This window comes from Pseudorhodobacter wandonensis (assembly GCF_001202035.1).
Lineage (GTDB): Bacteria > Pseudomonadota > Alphaproteobacteria > Rhodobacterales > Rhodobacteraceae > Pseudorhodobacter > Pseudorhodobacter wandonensis.
In genome coordinates, this window is record NZ_LGHT01000025.1 from 23514 (window position 1) to 40623 (window position 17110).

Genomic DNA, 17110 nt, shown 5'->3' on the forward strand with positions numbered 1-17110 from the left:
GCTTCGATATGGGGCAGCTGGCCTAGCCGATCAACCCGGTGCCGATAATGCCATCAATCACGAATTGCACAGATAGCGCGGCCAGAAGCATCCCCAAAAGCCGTGTAATCACAACTGTGCCTGTCCGGCCCAAAGCGTTTTCCAATGGGCCCGCGATCAGGAACAGCAAGAATGCCATCAAGACGACCACAATCATCACTACATGTACCGCAAGCGTGCCTTGCCAACTGCCTGCCTCGCCCACCAAAAGGATCATGGTCGCAATCGCACCGGGGCCAGCGATAAGCGGAATCGCAATAGGAAAGACCGAAGGGTCATGATCATGAACGGTGGCCTGGCCTTCACGGCGTTGGGTGCGGCGTTCAAACAACATGTCCAGCGCTGTCAGAAACAGCAAAATCCCGCCTGCAATCCGAAATGCAGACATCGAAATGCCAATAAAGCCAAGCACCGCCTCGCCCAATAAACCAAACAGGGTAAGGATCACGATCGCGACAACGCAGGCGCGCAACCCGATTTCACGCCGCCGTGCCGCGGTCATTCCAGGTGTCAGCGCGATGAACATCGGAATCAGGCCTGGCGGGTCGATCACTACAAACAACGTCGCAAAAGCGGTAATCAAGAATGCAGTTTCCACAAATCCCTCCTGTTCAGGTGAGTGTACTGTCGCCTGCTTTCATCTTGGCTCAAATACCTACCTTTGATTTTTCGCAGAAAAATCAGAATTTTCGTCGAAAATTCGTGTCTAGGCCACGTTTTCCAGCTTTTCCTGTGCTTTCAGCCACATCGCTTCGGCACGGTCCAGGCCTTCCATCACCTCGGCATATTTCTTTTGCCAGGTTTCCATTTCGCCCAAACGCTCGGGTTCATATAGCGCGGGGTCGGCCAGTTTCTTTGCCAGTTTGTCGCGCATATCGTTCAGCTTTGTCAAACGCTCTTCGCATTTGCGCACATCGGCCCGCAACGCCATGACTTCATCGCGGCTGGCTTTTTTGGGCTTTTCAACAGCTTTGACCGGCTTGGCGGTTTCATCGCCGGCCAGCAATTGCTTGCGATAGGCTTCCAAATCCTCGCCATAGGGTGAAACCGCGCCGCCTTTGACCAGCCACAGCCGGTCAGCGACCAGCCCGAGCAGGTGCATATCGTGGCTAACCAGCACAACCGCGCCGGAGTATTGGGTCAACGCCTCAACCAGGGCCTCGCGGCTTTCCATATCAAGGTGGTTGGTCGGTTCGTCCAAAATCAGCAGATGCGGCGCCTCCAGCGTGGCGAGCAACAACGAAAGCCGCGCTTTTTGACCACCCGACAGCCGCCCGACTGCGGTTTCTGCCTGATCGGCCAGCAATCCAAACCCCGCAAGGCGGGCACGCAGCCGGGGTTGGCCTTCGGCAGGGCGCATACGTTGCAAATGCTGCAACGGCGTTTCATCGATGAAAAGCTCATCCACCTGATGCTGGGCAAAATAGCCGATGCGCAGCTTGCTGCTTTGCGTCATCTTGCCCGACATTGGCTTAAGTTTACCTGCTAACAGTTTGGAAAGTGTAGACTTTCCTTCACCATTGCGGCCCAGCAGGGCGATGCGGTCATCTTGGTCGATGCGCAGGGACAGGTTGCGCAAAATCGGCGGGCCATCATAGCCGACAGACACCCCATCCATGTTGATGATCGGCGGCGACAGTTCTTCCGGCTCGGGGAAGGTGAAAACCTGTTTGCGCGCCTCTTCGGGCGGCGTAATGGTTTCCATCTTTTCCAGCATTTTCACGCGGCTTTGCGCCTGAACGGCCTTGGATGCTTTGGCCTTGAACCGGTCCACAAAGCTCTGCAAATGCGCGCGGCGGGCTTCTTGCTTTTTGGCCTCGGCCTGCAAAACGGCGCGACGTTCAGCCATTTGGCGGGCAAACTGGTCGTAAGGGCCGGTCCAATAGGTCAGCTTTTTCTCATCAAGGTGCAAAATTCCCTGCACAGCGCGGTTCAGCAGCCCGCGATCGTGCGAAATGATGATGACTGTGTGCGGGTATTTTGCCAGATAGCTTTCCAGCCACAGCGCCCCTTCAAGGTCCAGATAGTTTGTCGGCTCATCGAGCAGCAGGAAATCGGGTTGCGCAAACAGCACCCCCGCCAGCGCCACACGCATCCGCCACCCGCCCGAAAAATCGGAACAGGGGCGCAGTTGCGCCTCGGCGTCAAAGCCCAAGCCTTTCAGGATCGAGGCCGCGCGCCCTTCGGCTGACCAGGCGTCAATATCGTTCAGGCGGGCCTGTACCTCGGCGATGCGATGCGGGTCTGTGGCGGTTTCGGCCTCGGCCAACAGGGATTCGCGCTCGGTATCGGCTTGCAACACGGTTTGCAGCAGGGTGGTCGAAGACGACGGCACCTCTTGTGCCACGCCCCCAATACGCGAGCGGGCAGGCATCGAAATGTCGCCGCCTTCCAGCGCCAGTTCGCCCCGGATAAGGCGGAAGAGCGTGGTTTTACCTGCACCATTGCGGCCAACAAGGCCAACCTTATGGCCGGTGGGAATCGTTGCAGAAGCGCCCGCAAACAAGGGGCGGCCTTCGACGGAATAGCTGATATCTGAAATGCGTAACATGGGGCACGCCTTGCCCGAACTGGGGACGAAGGTCAATCCATCTCAGGCGGATAATACAGGCCACCTCGGGCAGATAACACGGGCACGCCGCTTTGTAGCGCCAAGTCGCACCGCCTCTGGCGCGAATCTGACATGATCGCAGGCCTTTTCAACCCCGTTCGCGCGTGATAGCAGGCGCCCACAAACGTCACGCGGGGCCCCCCGCGCAATATTAAAGTGAGAATATCATGGCCGTAGAACGCACCCTTTCGATGATCAAACCCGATGCAACCAACCGCAACCTGACTGGCAAAATCAACGCCAAGTTCGAAGAGGCTGGTCTGCGCATCGTCGCACAAAAGCGCATTCACCTGTCGCCTGCACAGGCTGGCGCGTTTTATGCCGAACACGCAGCACGCCCGTTTTATGGTGAGCTGGTAGAGTTCATGTCTTCGGCCCCAATCATCGTGCAGGTTCTGGAAGGCGAAGGCGCCATTCTGAAAAACCGCGAAGTTATGGGCGCAACCAACCCTGCAAACGCAGACGAAGGCACCATCCGCAAGGAATTTGCTCTCTCGGTTGGCGAAAACTCGGTTCACGGTTCCGACAGCCCGGAAGCTGCCGCCCGCGAGATTTCGTTCTACTTCTCGGGCCTTGAACTGGTCGGCTAATCGCTTCGGGGCGCGGGGCCAAATCCTGCGCCCCAAATCATCTATCCGCAAATATCCTGCGGGGGTCCGGGGGTGCAAAACCCCCGGCGTCCGCCATTATGGCCAACGGCCGAAGTGAACTCCCATGGCCCGCGCTCCGCTTTTGCAACTTTCCGGTATCATGCTGACCTATGGCGGCAATCCGGTATTCGATGACCTTGATCTGGTGGTGCATCCCGGTGATCGCGTGGCGCTTGTCGGGCGCAACGGATCGGGCAAATCCACTTTGATGAAGGTTATGGCAGGGCTGACCGAACCGGATGCCGGCACCCGTGTTGTGCCGCCCGGCGTGACCGTCGGCTATATGGAACAAGACCCGGACTTGTCGGCCTATACGACTTTGGGTGATTACGCTGCCGCCAATCTGCCCGAGGGTGAAGAGTATAAGGTGGCGATGGTGGCCGAAGGGTTGAAATTTAACCCCGAAACGCTGGTTACATCTGCTTCGGGCGGGGAACGCCGTCGTGCGGCGCTGGCGCGTTTGATGGCCGAGGCGCCCGAGCTGATGCTGCTGGACGAGCCAACCAACCACCTGGATATTCAGGCCATTCAATGGCTGGAAGAAGAGCTGAAATCCACCCGCACCGCCTTTGTCCTTATCAGCCACGACCGCGCTTTTCTTAAGGCGCTGACCCGTGCAACGCTGTGGATAGACCGCGGGCAGGTACGCCGCCGCGAATCCGGGTTTGACGGGTTTGAGGAATGGCGCGAAACCGTTTGGGCCGAAGAAGACGAACAACGCCACAAGCTGGACCGCAAGATCAAGGCCGAGGCGCGTTGGGCGGTCGAAGGTATTTCGGCGCGGCGCAAGCGTAACCAGGGCCGTGTGCGGGCCTTGGCCGATTTGCGGGCCGAGCGCGCAAGCCAGATCCGCCGTCAGGGTACTGCGCAACTCGCGCTGGAATCGGGCACCACCTCGGGCAAGCGCGTGGTGGAGGCCAAGGGGATTTTCAAATCCTTTGGCGATACGAAAATCGTTGAAAACCTTGATCTGCGGGTGCTACGCGGCGACCGCATCGCCTTTGTCGGCCCGAACGGTATCGGCAAAACCACTTTGCTGAAAATGCTGACAGGCGAGATTGCACCCGATGCAGGCACGATCACGCTTGGCACCAATCTGGATGTCGCGGTGTTTGACCAAACGCGCGCCCAGCTTGACCCCAATGCCAGCCTTTGGGACAACCTGACCAACGACCCGACGATGGCCGTTTCGGGCAGTTCCGATCAGGTGATGGTACGCGGCAACCCCAAGCATGTTGTCGGATACCTTAAGGATTTCTTGTTTAACGAGGCGCAGGCGCGGGCACCGGTGCGCTCGCTTTCGGGTGGTGAAAAGGCGCGGCTTTTGTTGGCGCGGATTATGGCGAAACCGTCCAACCTGTTGATTTTGGACGAACCGACCAACGATCTTGATGTAGAAACGCTGGACTTGCTGCAAGATATCTTGGGCGATTATGACGGTACCGTGCTGCTGGTCAGCCACGACCGCGATTTCATCGACCGCGTTGCCACCTCGACTGTGGCGTTGGAAGGGAATGGCCGTGTTGGGGTGTTCCCCGGCGGTTGGTCGGATTACATGGACCAGCGCGATACCGAATGGGCGCCCGAGGAAACGTTTAAACCCAAAGCAACCTCTGCGCCGGTCGCCAAACCCGAGGCAAAGCGCGTGGACACCTTGTCCTTTACCGAGCGCAAGCGGCTGGAAAACCTGCCCGACCTGATCGCCAAGATGGAAGCCGAGATTTCCAAGCTGGGCGAGTTGCTCGAATCGGATGATTTGTTCACCAAAGAGCCGGTGAAATTCCGCAAAGCCTCGGAAATGATGGCCGAGCGTCAGACGCAACTGGCCGCGCTGGAAGAGGAATGGATGGCGCTTGAGGAAAAAGCGGCGATCTAGACCGGATTTCGGCAAGCTGTTGCCGGTTTTGCCCACGGCATAGGCGGCTTTGGGCGCATCGGGCCCCAAGCCAATCACAGGCCTGTGAGGGGGGCTAACATGTTGGAACCTTTGTACTAGGTAGGGGTTGTCACCGTAGGCGGCATCAGCCGTTTTACGTATATGAAAGGTAGACACATGAAACTTATATCCTCTTTCGTCGTTGCATCCGCACTTAGCGCACCGGCCTTTGCAGGTGGTCTGACCGAGCCCGTTGCCGAACCGGTTATCGCTGCGCCTGTGGTTATGGCGCCTGTATCTGCTGATTGGACAGGCTTTTATGCCGGTGCCCAGCTTGGCTATGGCGACGTGTCGTCCAATCTTGCCGGCGTAGATGGCAATGGGGCGCTGGGTGGTGTGCATGCGGGTTACCGCTATGACTTTGGCCAATTTGTCGCTGGCGGCGAGCTGGCGTATAACGGTTCGAACATTGATCTTGGCGCGACCAGCAAGCTGGACAACCTGACCCAGCTTAAAGTGATGGGTGGCTATGATCTGGGCAAAACCCTGATTTACGGTACAGTTGGTGCCGCCCATGCCAAGGCCGCGATCAATGGTGTCAACCATTCCGACACAGGATATCTGGTTGGTGTTGGCATGGACTATGCCATCAATGACGCCTGGACCATTGGTGCAGAGTTTGACCACCACCGCTTTAACAACTTTGATAAAGCCGGCACCGATATTCGCGCCAATACTGCGCAAATCCGGGTTGGCTACCGCTTCTAAGCGACTCTACCTGTTGGGGCAGGGCGCAGGTTATCTTGCGCCCTGCTTTGCTTTGGGACTACCATTTCCCCGAGGCCCCGCCACCGCCCGATCGGCCACCACCAAAGCCGCTGCTGGATGACGATGTTCTTGCGCGGGCTGCGGCTTTTGATGGCAAGGTAAAGCTGTCGCGGCGTTCATGCCCGCAATGGCCACAGGTTTCGATGCGCAGGCCTTGGCCTTGTGTGGTCTCGGCCGGCTCTAATGTGGTTTTTTGCGTAAGCTGCAATCGGCGCGCGCCGCAGTTCGGGCATCTTTTGAACCGGACGGCGAAATCGCGCAGGCGCGATTTGATAAGCCCCCAAAGAATAACGCCTGCAATCCCCGCGAACATCACCCCGCCGATCACCTTATCCAGCCAGGGTTCAGCCGGAAAACCGCTGTCTATAGTAACGGCTTCATGGGCAGCAAAAGGGCGGGCGAGTTGCTCGATTGCCATCAGCGCCCCATCCTCTAGCCCTTTGGCATAGTCATCATTGCGAAAGGCGGGCAGCATGGCGGTATCAACGACGCGCTGTGCGCGCCCGTCCCAGACGGGGTCATAGGCGGCGCCCAGCGCGATGCGCATCTCACGGTCTTTTTCGGCAACCAGAATAAGAATGCCGTCGTTGCGGGTGGCATCGCCAATGCCCCAGGAGTTGAACCAACCGGTCGCAAAATCGGCAAAGCGGCCCGTACCGCCATAGTCGGCTTGTGAAGATATGGTTGCCAGCACGATATGGATGCCGGTTTCTTCGCGGGCGGTCTGAAGGGCGGCACTGACGCGGGCCGCAGCCTCGGGGGGCAGCAGGTTGGCATAGTCATTGACCGTATCGCTGAGCGGTGCCGGATAGGTTTGGGCAAAGCCGGCAAGTGGCAGCCACAAAAGAACAATCAACAGGCGCAGCATTGGCAGGCTCCTTGGTTCGGGTGCGGGTCTTATGGCCCTATTGCCCTAAGGATGCACGGCGCGGGCGGGCATAACAAGCTGCTTGGCCTGTGGGCGCGGCTGTGTTAGGGAATCTGCATGAAAATATCAGGCATCATTTGCATTTGCTGCATTACCTGCTGACATAAGTCGGGCGGGCCTGTTTTCTTTTCGTTTCCAAACAAAGACGAAGTTGATATGCCCGCGCCAGAAGGCCGAGGAAATGCTGCGACTGCTGCACAAGGGTAGGGATATGACCACAATCAAACTGCACAATTCCAAGACGCGGGAAAAAGAGGTTTTCACGCCGATTGACCCCGAAAATGTGCGGATCTATCTCTGCGGTCCGACGGTCTATGATCGCGCCCATATTGGCAACGCGCGCAATGTGATCATGTTTGATGTGTTGTTTCGGCTGCTGCGGCAGGTTTACGGGCTGGATCACGTGACCTATGTGCGCAATTTCACCGATGTAGATGACAAGATTAACGCCGAGGCGCTGCGCCGCCAGAATGCGGGCGAGGCGGGAACGCTGGAGGAATTGATCCATCAGCGGACCGAGGAAACGATTGCCTGGTATCACGCCGATATGGATGCGCTTGGCAATCTGCGCCCGACCCAAGAGCCGCGCGCGACCGAGTATATCGGCCAGATGATCGCGATGACCGAGGATTTGATCGCCAAGGGCCATGCCTATGCGGCCGAGGGGCATGTGCTGTTTGATGTGCGCTCTTTCCCTGAATACGGCCGGCTTTCGGGGCGGTCGGTTGATGATATGATCGCCGGCGCGCGTGTTGAGGTGGCGCCTTATAAGCGCGACCCGATGGATTTTGTGTTGTGGAAGCCGTCGGATGATGTGACGCCCGGTTGGGATAGCCCTTGGGGCCGTGGGCGGCCGGGGTGGCATATTGAATGCTCGGCCATGTCGCAGGCGCTTTTGGGGCCGTCGTTCGATATTCACGGCGGCGGCACGGATTTGACCTTTCCGCACCATGAAAACGAGCTGGCGCAAAGCTGCTGCGCTAACCCCGACGAGGGGTTTGCCAATGTCTGGCTGCACAATGAGATGTTGCAGGTCGAGGGCAAGAAGATGTCCAAGTCGCTGGGCAATTTCTTTACGGTGCGGGATTTGCTGGATCAGGGGATTGCGGGCGAGGTGATCAGGTTTGTGTTTTTGCAAACCCATTACCGCAAGACGATGGACTGGACGGCGGAAAAGGCGGCGCAAGCCGAAGCGACATTGCGCAAGTGGCGCGGGTTTGTGGAGGGCATTGAGCCCGCCCCAAACCCGTTGGGACCGGTGATCGATGCCTTGGCCGATGACCTTAACACAGCGGGGGCCTTGGCGGCATTGCATGAGGCAGCAGGGCAGGGCGACTATGCCGGGCTTTTGGCCTCGGCCCGTGTGATGGGGTTGTTGGAGGATGGTATGGGCGATTGGCTGGCTGCGGTTGATCTGAGTGGCTATGCCGAGAAACTGGCCATGGTTTGGGCGGCGGCGAAGCTGTCAAAGGATTTCACAGCCGTGGATGCGATGAAGGCCGCGCTGATTGCGGCCGGTGTCGAGATTCAGATGGGCAAGGATGGGGTTGTGTTGCAACCCGGTGCCGGGTTTGATGCGGGCAGGTTGGAGGCTTTCGAGTGATGGTTTTTGTGATCGGCGCGGGGGGCTGTCTGCCCCCCCTGTTGCTTTGCAAGGCAAAGCAACACCCCCGAGGATATTTGTGCCGAACAGAAAGCGCGATGGGTAAGGTGGTATGAGAGGGCGGCTGTATTTGTTTGATACCACGCTTCGTGACGGGCAGCAGACCCAAGGCGTGCAGTTTTCGACGCTGGAAAAAGTGCAGATTGCGCGGGCGCTGGATGCTTTGGGCATTGATTATATCGAAGGCGGCTGGCCGGGGGCGAACCCGACGGATAGCGAGTTTTTTGCAGATCGGCCTGAAACCCGCGCCACGATGACGGCGTTTGGGATGACCAAGCGGGTCGGGCGGTCAGCCGAGAATGATGATGTTCTGGCAGCTGTGTTGGATGCGGACACGCCCGCCGTGTGCCTTGTGGGCAAAACGCATGAGTTTCATGTGACCACGGCGCTTGGGGTGACGCTGGAGGAAAACCGTGAGGCGATTGCAGCGTCATTTGCGCATGTGGTGGCCAAGGGCCGCGAGGCCTTGTTCGATGCCGAGCATTTCTTTGACGGCTACCGTGCCAATCCCAGCTATGCCTTGGATTGTTTGCGGGCGGCCTATGAGGCGGGCGCGCGTTGGATTGTGCTGTGTGATACCAACGGTGGCACTTTGCCTGCCGAGGTAGGGCGTATCACGGCCGAGGTGATTGCGGCGGGGATACCGGGCGATCATCTGGCTATTCATTGCCATGATGATACGGGCAATGCTGTGGCCTGTTCTTTGGCCGCCATTGATGCGGGCGCGCGGCAAATTCAGGGCACCTTGAACGGTTTGGGCGAGCGTTGTGGCAATGCGAATCTCGTGACGCTGATTCCGACGTTGCTGTTGAAAGAGCCCTATGCCAGCCGGTTTGAAACCGGTGTCAGCCCCGAGGCATTGGCGGGGCTGCTGCGCACCAGCCGGATGTTGGATGATATTTTGAACCGCGTGCCGTCGCGGGGGGCGGCCTATGTCGGGGCCTCGGCCTTTGCGCATAAGGCGGGGTTGCATGCCTCTGCGATTTTGAAAGACCCCACGACCTATGAGCATATCCCCCCCGAAGTGGTGGGCAACGCGCGGATTATTCCGATGTCGAACCAGGCGGGGCAATCGAACCTGCGGGCGCGGCTGGCGGCGGCCGGGATCGAGGTTGCGCCAAAGGACCCGCGCCTTGCCGATATTCTTGACCAGATCAAACAGCGCGAGGATCAAGGCTATGCCTATGACGGGGCGCAAGCCAGTTTCGAGTTGCTGGCGCGGCGCTCCTTGGGCCTTTGCCCGCAGTTCTTTGAGGTAAAGCGCTATCGCGTCACGGTGGAACGCCGCAAGAACAAGCGTGACCAGATGATCACCCTGTCCGAAGCGGTGGTGGTGGTGAAAATCGGCGATCAAAAGATGTTGTCGGTGTCGGAATCAATGGATGAAAGTGGCACTGACCGTGGGCCCGTGAACGCGTTATGGAAGGCCTTGGCCAAGGATTTGGGGCCGTATCAGGCCTATATCGACGATATGCATCTTGTAGATTTCAAGGTGCGGATTACCCAAGGCGGCACCGAAGCCGTGACGCGGGTGATTATTGACAGCGAGGATGCGCAGGGGCGGCGTTGGTCGACCGTGGGGGTCAGCGCAAACATAGTCGATGCAAGCTTTGAGGCGTTGTTGGATGCCGTGAACTGGAAGCTGATACGGGATGGCGCGGCATGAGCGGCGCGCCAGAAAGGTGCATCGCGTGATGCAGACCGATGTTATCGCGTTAGTCGAACGGGGCGACCCTACCCGGTTTTCTGCCCTTATGGCGGCGCCGTCTGCTGCGCGTGGCCCGCTGGCCACCCTTTACGCCTTTAACCTTGAGGTGGCCCGCGCCCCCTGGGCCAGTAAGGAACCAATGATCGCCGAGATGCGACTGCAATGGTGGCGTGATGCGATTGAGGATGTCGGGCGCGGGGTGGTTCGGGCGCATGAGGTCATGCAGCCTTTGGCCGATCTGATTGCAAAGCGTGACCTGCCTTTGGATTGCATCGATCAGATGATTGCCGCGCGGCGTTGGGATATTTATTCGGATGCCTTTGCCGACGAGGCCGCCTTTGATGCCTATCTGGACGATACGGCGGGCAGTTTGATGTGGCTGTCGGGGCGGGCGCTGGGGGCGGCAACGGGGCAGAGCTTGCGCGATTTTGGCTGGGCCGCAGGGCTTGCTGCCTATTTGCAGGCTGTACCCGTATTGGCGGCGCGTGGGCGCGTGCCGTTGCTTGACGGGCGCGATGTTGCGATCAGGGCGCTGGCCGAACGCGGGCTGGCGCGGTTGGCGCAGGCACGGCGTGCGGGTATCGAACCTGTCGCGCGGCCTGCGCTGCTGGCGGGTTGGCAAGCGCCCGCCTTGCTGAAAATGGCGATGGCCGAGCCGGGCCGTGTTGGCGAAGGCAAGTTGCAATTGTCGGAATTCTCGCGGCGTGGCGGGCTGTTGTGGCAGGCTTTCACCCATCGGTACTAGCCTGCCTTTCCCCAGCACCCGATTTGCGCTAGGCTTGAAAAAAACGGGCAAATGCCCCGATGCTATTTGAGGAGCGGCACAGATGCAGGCGAGCAAAAGAACGACACTTATCGGGCTGGGTGCCTTGATGCTATCGGGGTGTGTTGGCGGGGGCGCGCGTATGGGCGCGGTTGCGGCACGTAGCGCCACGCCTTACCACACCGAGCCGAATGCGGGCTTTGACAAATGGGTTGCCAGCTTTCGCGCCCGCACCACCAGTATCAACCAATCGACGATGAACGCGGCCTTTCGCAATGCAGGCTTTGTGCCCGAGGTGATCGAGCGCGACCGCAACCAGACCGAATTCAAGCGCAGCCTGCAAGATTATCTGGCCATTGCCGCCTCGGATGAACGCGTGTCCAAGGGGCAGGCGGCCTATGCCCGCCACCGCGGCACGCTTGACGCGATTGAGCGGCGCTATGGCGTTGAAGGCAATGTCGTGGCCGCCGTTTGGGGGCTGGAAAGCTTTTTCGGCGAACGGCGCGGCGATATTCCGGTGATCTCGGCTGTGGCCACGCTGGCCTATGAAGGGCGGCGCGGTGCGTTCTTTGAAAAGCAGTTGGTGGCGGCACTGAAGATTCTGGAAAACGGCGATGTTACGCCTGACCGGATGACCGGATCATGGGCCGGTGCGATGGGGCATACGCAATTTATTCCCACGTCTTACCAGCTGTTTGCTGTCGATTTTACCGGCGACGGGCGGCGCGATATCTGGTCGGATGACCCATCTGACGCGCTGGCCTCAACCGCGGCCTATCTGGCGAAATCGGGTTGGACCAAGGGCCAGCCTTGGGGCGTTGAGGTGCGGCTGCCTGCTGGCTTTAACGCTGGTTTGGCGGGGCGGGGTTCCAGCCGTAGCACCAGTGATTGGGCGGCGATGGGCGTGCGCGATATGGATGGCAATGTGGTGCCGAACCACGGTGCGGCCTCGATCATCATTCCAGAAGGCACAGGCGGGCCGGCCTTTATGACCTTCCGCAACTTTACCGCCATCACCCGTTACAACAATTCGGAAAGCTATGTGATCGGGGTTGGGCATTTGTCCGATCGTATCCTTGGCCGCCCGCCCATTCGCGGCAACTTTCCACCCGATGCCAACGGAATGCAAATTGCCGACCGGCAGGAAATGCAGCGGCTGCTGACGGCCAAGGGCTTTGACACCGAAGGCCATGACGGCGTGATTGGCCCCAAGACCCGTGCGGCAATTTCCAGCTATCAGGCCAGCCGTGGCATGGCGGTGACGGGCGAGCCCAGCCTCGCGTTGCTGACCAGCCTGCGCTAGGCCCAACCACTCGGCCCGCAAACGTAGGGTGCGCTTTAGCGCACCGCTACCCCCAATCTTTTGCCCCTATTGCGCGGGGCTTTCTTTGGGCTGCATCGCCAGCCAGATCAGTGCGCCGCCGGCCAGCACCAGAAATGGCACCATCGCCATATTCACCGCTGCCCAACCTTCATGCACCGACCCGCCCGAGCAATTCATCAACCCGCCCGATGACAGTGACGCCATCGTCACGCCACCAAACACCAGCAGGTCGTTCAACCCCTGCATCCGCCCGCGTTCCTGCACCGTATGCGCGCCAGTAATCATCGTGGTCGCGCCGATGTAGCCAAAGTTCCAACCAACACCCAGCAGCACCAGAGCGGCAAAGAAATTGGGCAACTCGAACCCTGTCAGCGCGACAGCGCCGGCACCTGCCAGAATAACCAGCCCGATCGCGATGATCTTTTCCACGCCAAAGCGGGCAATCAAATGACCGGTAAAGAACGAAGGGATATACATCGCCAGCACATGGGCCGTGACTACGTCGGCGGCGTTAGAGGTGGTGAACCCACAGCCCACCACCGCGAGGGGCGATGAGGTCATCACGAGGTTCATCAACGCGTATGAAACGGTTGCGCAAATCACGGCCACGGCGATGCGCGGCGTGCGGATCAGCTCCCATCGGGTGCGGCCACGGGCCTCGCCGATTTTGGGCTTGGCGGGTGTTGGAATTTTCAGCGCCAGAAACAGGAAAGAGCCGACGATGTTCAGCGCGATCACCGCCAGATACGTACCCATGAACGGCACAACAAAGGCCTGCGCCGTGATTTTTACAAGCTGCGGCCCGATGATTGCAGAAATCAACCCGCCGGCCATTACCCAAGAAATTGCCTTGGGCCGGAAGGCATCGGACGCGGTATCGGCGGCGGCAAAACGGTAAAATCCTTGGGCCGACATATAGGTGCCGGAAAACACCGCCCCCAGCAGGAAAATTGCAAATGAGCCGCTGTAAAGCCCATAAGCCCCGATTGCGGCCCCAAGCGCGCCGGCAATTGTGCCAATCACAAACCCCACGCGCCGCCCGTATTTCTGCATGATCGCCGAAAGCGGTGTGGCCGATAGCATCGAGCCAACCACCATGATCGAAATCGACAGTGTGGCCCAGCACGCGTTAGAGGCTAGCGTTTGGCCCGCGAGGCCGGCAATCGTAAAAATCATTGGCATCTGCGCGCCAAGGATAGCTTGGGCGGCAACCAAGACCCACACATTGCGGCGCGAGTCGGCGGGGGCGGGAAGGGCGTCTGTTTGCGTCATAGGGCTGAGTATTCCGATGCGGGCAATTCGGGCAAGCGGCAAATTGTCATGGCTACAATCGCAAAGCCGCAGGCGCGGGCCTTTTGGGGGTTTCGTTGGGCCCATAGCCCCGCTAGCCTGCCGCAAAATCCGGGGGCGCAATGGTTGGAAGAATTATCAAAGGCGATGGTTGCGTGGCCGAAGGGGCAGCGTGGCTGGCCAAAGCCGAGCCGCGCTTTGCCGTGGCCTTGGCGCAAACCGGCCCCTTGCCGTTGCGCTTGCGGGCTGACGGGTTTGCCGCACTGTTTGATGCGATCATCGGCCAACAGGTCAGCACCCAATCGGCCCGCGCCATCTGGCTGCGACTAGAGGGCGCAGGCCTGACCACCGAGGCCGCAGTTGCAACTGCGAGCGAAGAGGATTTGCGCGCCTGCGGGTTGTCACGCCAGAAAATCCGCTATGCCCATGCGCTGGCTGCGGCACGGATAGACTATGCCGCCTTGCCGCTGATGCCGGATGTGCAGGTTATCAAAACCCTGACGGCGGTGGCAGGTATCGGCACATGGACAGCCGAAATCTATGCCATGTTCAGCCTTGGCCGCGCCGATGTGTTCGCCCATGGTGATCTGGCCTTGCAAGAGGCGGCAAGGCGGCTGTTTGACTTGGATGACCGCCCGAAAGAAAAAGAGATGCGCCAGATTGCGCAGGCTTGGGCACCGTGGCGATCAGTTGCCGCACGGATTTTATGGGCGTATTACCGCGTTTCAACCGCGAGAGAAGGGATCAGATGACACGTAAACTTACTTCGGGGCGCAAAGGGGCCGCCCTTGGCCAGGCCCGCAGCATGGTGGTCTTTGTGCATGGCTATGGCGCGGACGGGGCCGATTTGCTGGGCCTCGCCGATGCTTTGGCCGCGCATTTGCCCCATACCGCGTTCTATTCACCCGACGCACCAGAGCATTGCGCCGGCGCACCGATGGGGCGGCAATGGTTCCCGATCCCGTGGATTGACGGGTCTTCCGAAGTGGCCGCCCACCAAGGCCTATTGGCTGCCGCCGATGATCTGAACGCGTTTCTCGATGAAAAGGTGGCCGAGGAAGGCCTTGCCCCCGAGGCGCTCGCGCTGGTCGGGTTTTCACAAGGCGCAATGATGAGCCTGCATGTCGCGCCGCGCCGTCAGACCGCCGTGGCCGGTGTGGTGGCGATTTCCGGGCGGTTGCTGTCGCCGGAATTGCTGCATCAGGCTGTGGTCAAACCGCCGGTGCTGCTGATCCATGGCGATCAGGACCCCGTTGTGCCGTTTGAGGATATGGGGCTGGCGGGCAATGCGCTGGTGGCGGCAGGGTTTGAAACCTATGGCCATGTGATGAAAGGCACCGGTCATGGCATCGCGCCTGACGGGCTTTCCGCAACGCTTGGTTTTTTGGCAGATCGTTTGCCGAAATAGGCATTGTCACAAAGGGTTCAAGAATCCTTGCTAAGTGACCTGCAGGCCCCGCATGACGGGGCTTGTCAGATCGCCGCCGCGATCTATAGTGTTGGCAAGGGGCGATACCTATCGTCCTGACGCCGATAAGGTACGCGGTTCGGCCGCACCGGCGTATGGGAATTGGGCAATAAAATGGATGCTGCGTTCAGAAGCCGTTTTGTATCAGGGCCGCGCATACAGGGGCTGACCCTTGTGCCGTTGTGGCGCAGTTTTGGCGTGCTTTGGCATCTGCTTGGCGCGGCAAATGCGGCCCGTGTGTCGCGTTGGACGGTGACCGACCCCATCAGGCGCGTGCGACGCCAGAAAGTAACGATACGTTTGCCGTTTGTTACTGTCGTTGAAAAACCAATCGATCCCCAAAAGCGCGTGGCCTTCACGCGCTTTGTTTTTTTTGCAGACAACACTGATTTGCGGACCCGCACTGGCATAGGGGCGCATCAGTTTGCAGGTGTGTCGGGGTGGCGGCCATGAATGCAGCAGTCATGGGGCTGCGGACGCTTGTCCTGAACGCCGATTATCAACCGCTCAGCTGGGCGCCGCTATCAGCCTGGACCTGGCAGCAGGCCTTGGTTGCGGTGATGCAAGACCGTGTGACGCAGGTTGAAACCTATGACGATGTGCTGATCCACACAGCGCGTCAAACCTTTGAGGTGCCGGCCGTCGTCGTTTTGAAAGAGTATAAGAAACGAAAGCATGTGCCGTTCACCCGCTATAATGTATTCCTGCGCGACGAGTTTCGATGCCAGTATTGCGGCGCAAAGCTTCCCGCCAATGAACTGACATTCGACCATGTCATTCCAAGAAGCCGGTCGGGGCAGTCAAGTTGGGAAAATATCGTTTCGGCCTGTGGTCCTGACAATATGAAAAAGGCGAACAGAACCCCAAGCGAGGCGCATATGAAACTGCTAAGGGCGCCCTACCGACCGACCCCGCAGGATCTTGATCGCATCGCGCGAAAGATGCCGTTGGTGAAAGGCGAGCTTCACAACACCTGGCTTGATTATTTGTATTGGAGCGCCGAGATCGAGGCCTGATCAAGAACAGGCGGATAGGGGTGTAGCGTTGCGATTTGCACAGGTGATGATACGGGCGGCGCTAGGCTTGGTGGCAGCCCTTGTGATCGGTGTCATCGCCCTTCGTTTTGCAGATGTGCGGGCCGATGCCGCCCTTCGCAGCGAACTCTTTTCGGTTTCATCCGCGGTGGCAGCCCCGCCATTTGACCCCAAGATGGTTGACGGATTGCCCGAGGCGGCACAGCGTTTTTTCCTGTTTGCCATTCAACCCGGTACGCCCTTGCGCAAGACGGCGGTGATCAGAATGGGCGGAGAGCTGAGCCTCGGCACGCGCGATGATCCTGACTATCAGGATATGTGGGCCGATCAGGTGCTCGCGCCGCCCCACGGTTTTGTTTGGCAGGTCCGCACGGGCGGCGCCATGCTCGTGACCGGAACAGACGCATTGGGACCATCAGACAGCTGGAGCAGGTTTCGTATTTTCAATGCCGTGCCTGTTGGACGTGTCAGCCGCGATCTCGATCACCGCCGCTCATCCTTTGGGCGTATGGTGGGTGAGGGCCTTATCTGGACGCCCGCAGCCTTTCTGCCTGCCGCCGAGGCCGGTTGGGACCTGATCGAATGGCACGGGCTAGATGCCGATACGGCCGAGGTACGCGTGCACGCCGGAGACATGGAACAGACAGCGCGCATAACCGTTGATAGCGCAGGGCGATTGTCGCGCGTGCTGTTTCAGCGCTGGAGCAATGAGAACGCGGCGCGGGTCTACCGTCTTCAACCCTTCGGCGGCGATGTGTCCGCGTTCGAAACTTTTGATGGGTTCCACCTGCCCACGCAGGTTATCGGTGGCAATCATTACGGGACCGATCTTTACCACCCGTTCTTTAAGGCCAAAGTTGAAACGGTGAGTTTTTTCTAAAGCGCGGCCCAAACCTTTGTGGTTTGGCCTATTTGCAACCACACAAAC

The 17110-nt window shown here is 59.2% G+C and carries 15 protein-coding genes; 11 read left to right on the plus strand and 4 right to left on the minus strand.

Annotation, left to right across the window (positions count from 1 at the left end; genetic code table 11):
- Positions 1-22 precede the first annotated feature (22 nt).
- The gene (locus tag AKU79_RS04160) at positions 23-637 is read right to left on the minus strand and encodes a MarC family protein (RefSeq protein ID WP_050522326.1); all 615 of its coding nucleotides are present in this window, start codon (positions 635-637) and stop codon (positions 23-25) included.
- A 108-nt stretch (positions 638-745) separates the two neighbouring features.
- A complete protein-coding gene (locus AKU79_RS04165) occupies positions 746-2590 on the minus strand; it encodes an ABC-F family ATP-binding cassette domain-containing protein (RefSeq protein WP_050522327.1) in 1845 nt (614 codons plus the stop codon).
- A gap of 227 nt (positions 2591-2817) precedes the next feature.
- Here AKU79_RS04165 and ndk point away from each other — a divergent pair, with 227 nt between their 5' ends.
- From ndk to AKU79_RS04180, 3 genes are all read left to right on the plus strand, one after another.
- Positions 2818-3240 carry a nucleoside-diphosphate kinase gene (gene ndk, locus AKU79_RS04170; protein WP_050522328.1) on the plus strand — a complete coding sequence of 141 codons (423 nt, stop codon included), beginning with the start codon at positions 2818-2820 and terminating at the stop codon, positions 3238-3240.
- Between the two features lie 124 nt (positions 3241-3364).
- Entirely contained in the window at positions 3365-5176 is a 1812-nt protein-coding gene (locus AKU79_RS04175) for an ABC-F family ATP-binding cassette domain-containing protein (protein ID WP_050522329.1), read from the plus strand.
- Positions 5177-5353: 177 nt separating this feature from the next.
- Positions 5354-5944, plus strand: coding sequence for an outer membrane protein (locus AKU79_RS04180; protein WP_050522330.1), 591 nt, complete (start codon positions 5354-5356; stop codon positions 5942-5944).
- 58 nt (positions 5945-6002) lie between these two features.
- Here AKU79_RS04180 and AKU79_RS04185 read toward each other — a convergent pair whose 3' ends face one another.
- Entirely contained in the window at positions 6003-6872 is an 870-nt protein-coding gene (locus AKU79_RS04185; protein WP_050522331.1) for a TPM domain-containing protein, read from the minus strand.
- Between the two features lie 271 nt (positions 6873-7143).
- Between AKU79_RS04185 and cysS the strand changes: the two genes are divergently transcribed.
- The 4 genes from cysS (at position 7144) to AKU79_RS04205 (ending at position 12369) form a co-directional block, all read left to right on the plus strand.
- Entirely contained in the window at positions 7144-8535 is a 1392-nt protein-coding gene (cysS, locus tag AKU79_RS04190; RefSeq protein WP_050522332.1) for a cysteine--tRNA ligase, read from the plus strand.
- 112 nt (positions 8536-8647) lie between these two features.
- Positions 8648-10261 (plus strand): citramalate synthase, encoded by a 1614-nt coding sequence (gene cimA, locus AKU79_RS04195; RefSeq protein ID WP_050522333.1) that lies wholly within the window; start codon positions 8648-8650, stop codon positions 10259-10261.
- A gap of 28 nt (positions 10262-10289) precedes the next feature.
- Positions 10290-11048: a squalene/phytoene synthase family protein gene (locus AKU79_RS04200; RefSeq protein WP_050522723.1), complete on the plus strand. Its 759-nt coding sequence runs from the start codon at positions 10290-10292 to the stop codon at positions 11046-11048.
- Between the two features lie 82 nt (positions 11049-11130).
- A complete protein-coding gene (locus AKU79_RS04205; RefSeq protein ID WP_050522334.1) occupies positions 11131-12369 on the plus strand; it encodes a lytic murein transglycosylase in 1239 nt (412 codons plus the stop codon).
- Between the two features lie 66 nt (positions 12370-12435).
- Here AKU79_RS04205 and AKU79_RS04210 read toward each other — a convergent pair whose 3' ends face one another.
- Positions 12436-13662 (minus strand): MFS transporter, encoded by a 1227-nt coding sequence (locus tag AKU79_RS04210; RefSeq protein ID WP_050522335.1) that lies wholly within the window; start codon positions 13660-13662, stop codon positions 12436-12438.
- Between the two features lie 140 nt (positions 13663-13802).
- Here AKU79_RS04210 and AKU79_RS04215 point away from each other — a divergent pair, with 140 nt between their 5' ends.
- The 4 genes from AKU79_RS04215 to AKU79_RS04235 all read left to right on the plus strand — a co-directional run bounded on the left by AKU79_RS04215 (position 13803) and on the right by AKU79_RS04235 (position 17062).
- Positions 13803-14432: a DNA-3-methyladenine glycosylase family protein gene (locus tag AKU79_RS04215; protein WP_050522336.1), complete on the plus strand. Its 630-nt coding sequence runs from the start codon at positions 13803-13805 to the stop codon at positions 14430-14432.
- Complete coding sequence (locus tag AKU79_RS04220; protein ID WP_050522337.1) at positions 14429-15088, plus strand: alpha/beta hydrolase; 660 nt, start codon at positions 14429-14431, stop codon at positions 15086-15088. The genes AKU79_RS04215 and AKU79_RS04220 overlap by 4 nt, the downstream gene beginning before the upstream one ends.
- Positions 15089-15597: 509 nt before the next feature.
- Positions 15598-16164, plus strand: coding sequence for an HNH endonuclease (locus AKU79_RS04230; RefSeq protein ID WP_050522724.1), 567 nt, complete (start codon positions 15598-15600; stop codon positions 16162-16164).
- Between the two features lie 28 nt (positions 16165-16192).
- Positions 16193-17062, plus strand: coding sequence for a DUF6544 family protein (locus AKU79_RS04235; RefSeq protein WP_156209476.1), 870 nt, complete (start codon positions 16193-16195; stop codon positions 17060-17062).
- Positions 17063-17110: the final 48 nt, after the last annotated feature.